This window comes from Micromonospora sp. D75, assembly GCF_018070405.1.
GTDB classification, from domain to species: Bacteria; Actinomycetota; Actinomycetes; order Mycobacteriales; family Micromonosporaceae; genus Micromonospora; species Micromonospora chalcea.
Window position 1 is genome coordinate 1 of the sequence record NZ_JAGPXV010000599.1, and the last position, 3,685, is coordinate 3,685.

Genomic DNA, 3,685 nt, shown 5'->3' on the forward strand with positions numbered 1-3,685 from the left:
GACCAGGAGGACCCGGTCCAGCTCCCGGCCGTCCGGATGGTCGGCCAGGCTACAGCGCACCGCGTGCGCGATCCGCCCGCGTACGCCCTCTGCCAGCGGCGCGCCGAAGACCCGGGCGGCGGCGGCGTCGACGAGACCGCGGACGGCCTCGTCGCACTGCGCGGTGGCGAGCAGCGACAGCGCCTCCAGTTCGCGGTCGAGCATCTGCGGCAGGCCGGCGCAGCCGACCCCGAAGACGATCTCCTGCACCACCCGCAGGTGGATGTTCGCCAACTCCAGGGCGAGGTGCTGACGGATCCGGCGGGCGCAGGCTCGTGACCCCCTGTCGATCCGGTCGGCCAGCTCGCCGGGCTCGACGCCGGCCAGCACCGGCACCCGGCCGTGCGCGCCGGGCGGCACCGGCGGACTTGCGCTGCCGCGGCGCAGTCCCTCGTCGGCGGCCCAGCCGACCAGGGCACGCCGCAGGTGCGGCAGCTCGGCCCGGCGGGCCGGGAACCACCGGGCCGGGGTGAGCGCCGGCACCGCGGCCAGCAGCGCCGCGCGGTGCGCCTCGATGGAGACCGACACCGGGTCGAGCCGGCGGGCGGACGGACCGGTGGCCTCCGCCGCCGGGCCGTCGGCCGACGCGGTCCAGCCGGTCGTGCCGGGGGTGACCGCGAAGAACACCTCGACCCGGGCGCGCGCCATCTCGGCGAGCAGGTGCAGCTCGGCCGCGCTGAACGCCTGGTCGGCGGAGATCACGAAGAGCAGCGCGCCGGCCCGGCCGACGGCGTCGCGCAGCACCCGGCCGCCGGCCACGCCGAGCGTGCCGGTGTCCGGCGTGTCGACCACGGCGAAGTGCCGCAGCAGCGGGTCGGGCAGGCTCAGCTCGACCCGGCGTGGCGGCCGGGCCAGCGCCGGGCCGGTCGCCATCGGGTCGGCGCCGTAGGCGTGCGGCTGGCGGTAGCCCGGGACGTACGCGGCGCGGGTCGCCTTCTCGGCGGCGTGCTGGACCAGCAGGTTGCTTCCCACGGGCACGGCGAGCGTCGCGGAGTCGATCCCGAGCAGGCCGGCGAGCACCTCGCGCCGGCCGGCGCCGGCCGGGCCGGCGACGACCACGGCCATCGGATCGTCCGGTCCGGGCGTGGCCGCCCCGAGCCGGGTCGGCAGCGGGGCGCACCCGGGCGGGCCGGCCTGACGGCGCGGGTCGGGCACGTCGACCGAGGGGAGTGGACCCGGCGTCATCAGGTGGCCTCCCGGTCAGGCGACCGGGGTGCCGGTCGCGGCTTTTCCCTGGTTGCAGGGGCTGTCGGAAGAGTACGGCTGTCGGCCATCCGACAACGAACACCTCCGATACTCATGGGTAACGGCCAGATTACTCAACTTCACTGCGTAACGGCCCGCACGCGGACGGAACACGGTCGATATGCTGCTCCGATGAGTAGGTGGGAGTTCGTCGGCCGTAGGGATGAACTCAACCGTCTGTTGTCGACGATCGGCCGACCCGGAGGGCGCGGGTTGCTCTTCAGCGGCGACGCCGGGGTCGGCAAGAGCCGGCTGCTGCGCGAGGGCGTCTCCGAGCTCTCCCCCGAGCGGTACGCGATCTGGTCCATCGCGGCCAGCGCCACCACCGCCGCGCTCCCCTTCGGCGGGCTCGTCCAGGTGCTGCCCGCCACCCAGCCGCAGGGGCTCTCCCCCGCCGGAATCCTGCGCTGGGCCGTCGACGTGCTGCAGGAACAGGCCGCCGGCCGGCCCATCGTCCTCGCCATCGACGACGCGCACCTGCTCGACCCACCCTCGGCCGCGCTGGTGCACCTGGTCGCCCGCTCCGAGAACGCCACAGTCATCGGGACGCTGCGCAACGGCGAGCAGATCCCGCTGCCGATCCGCGCGCTCTGGACCGACGACCTGGTCGAACTGGTCGAACTGGGCCCGCTCGGCCGCAGCGAGACCACCGGTCTGCTCGCCGCCATCCTGGGTGGACCGGTCGACGCCGGCTCCTCCGACCGGCTCTTCCAGCTCTGCGCCGGCAACCCGCTGCTGCTGCGCGAGCTGGTCCTGGCCGCCGACGACGAGCTGCGCCGCACGTACGGGATCTGGACCTGGACCGGGCGGCTGGAGCTGGCGCCCAGCCTCACCGACCTGATCGACACCCGGATCGGGCAGCTCACCCCCGGCGTCCGGGCGGTGGTCGAGCTGGTCGCCTTCGGCGAGCCGCTGGGCCTGCAACTGCTGGAACGGGCGGTCGACCCGGCGGACGTGGAGACGGCCGAGGAGCGCGGGCTCATCACCCTGATCCACGACGACCGGCGGCTCAACGTCCGCCTGGCGCACCCGCTCTACGGCGAGGTGATGCGCCGGCACTGCCCGGTCAGCCGCACCCGCCGGCTCCAGGCCACCCTCGCCGGGCTGCTGGAGCAGGTCGGCACGCGCCGCCGCGACGACCTGCTGCGGGTCGCGGTGTGGCGGCTCGACTCGGGCACGGCGCAGGACGTCGCCCTGCTGCTCGACGCGGCGGTCCAGGCGTTCGGCCGGTACGACGTGCCGCTGGCCACCCGGCTGGCCCGCGCCGCGCTGGAGGCCGGCGGCGGTACCGACGCGGCCGAGCTGCTGGCCACCATCCTGATGTTCGGCGACCGGCCGGACGAGGCGATCAGCGTGCTCGACCAGGTCGCCGGGGAGATCCACGACGACCGCCGGCGCAGCCGGTGGCTGACGGTCCGGGGCATGGTCAGCTACTGGGGACTCAACCGGGAGTCCACGGTGGAGGAGATCGCCGCGCGCGGCGAGGAGCTGCGCGACCCCGCCGACCGGACTCGCGTACGCGCGTTCGAGGCCATCATGCGACTGCACCGGCTCGACGTCGACGTCGCGGTACGGCTGGCCCAGGAGGTGCTCGACCGCCCGGCCGCCCCGATGGCCGCCCGGGAGCTGGCCCGCTGCACGCTGGCCCACCTCCAGGCCGCGCAGGGGCAGTATCAGCGCAGCGCCACCGCGATCGCCCGGGTCCAGGCCGAGGCGGCGTGCTGGCGGGCCGACATGCCCTACCTCCAGCTCGCCATGGAGCTGGCCCGGGGCACCCGGCTGACGCTCTCCGGCGACCTGCCCGGCATCGACGCGATAGTCGCCGACGAGTTCGCCGACCTGGCCGGGGCCGGTGACTTCCGGCTCGGCACCGGCTACCTGGCCATCCTCCAGGCGTACGCGGCGCGGCTGCGCGGGCGCGGCGACGAGGCGCTGCGGACCAGCCTGGAGGCGTGCGCGGTGCTCGCCACCAGCCGCGTGTACGCCGGGCTGGCGCACGCCGAGCGCGCCCAGGCCGCCGCGCTGCGCGGGGACGTGACGCACGCGGCCGACGCGATGGCCGAGGCGGACCGGACGCACGCACCCGGCATGGCCGTGCTCTATCCCTGGCTGGAGCAGGCCCGGGGCGCGGTCCAGGCCGCGACGGGTGACCTGCCGGCGGCCACCAAGCACCTGTGCGCGCTCGCCGACCGGCTGCGCGAGGACGGCCTGGCCGGGCACGAGCTGCTCGTCCTGCTCGACCTGGTCCGGTTCGACCAGGCCGCCGCGCCGGTCGGCCCGACCTGCACCGACGGCGGCCGGCGCACCGTGGCGCAACGCCTGGCCGAGCTCTCCGAGAAGGTCGACGGCGTGCTGCCGCCGCTCGTCGCCCGGTTCGGCCGGGCCGCCGCCGACGGCGCCC

2 protein-coding genes are annotated in these 3,685 nt (G+C 75.9%); one reads left to right on the forward strand and one right to left on the reverse strand.

All coding sequences use genetic code 11. The features are described 5' to 3' along the window. A partial coding sequence (locus KBX39_RS26215) for a hypothetical protein (protein ID WP_210873006.1) occupies positions 1-1,224 on the reverse strand: 1,224 nt, incomplete at its 3' end. 192 nt (positions 1,225-1,416) lie between these two features. Between KBX39_RS26215 and KBX39_RS26220 the strand changes: the two genes are divergently transcribed. After that, on the forward strand, positions 1,417-3,685 hold a 2,269-nt coding region (locus KBX39_RS26220), incomplete at its 3' end, for an AAA family ATPase (RefSeq protein ID WP_210873008.1).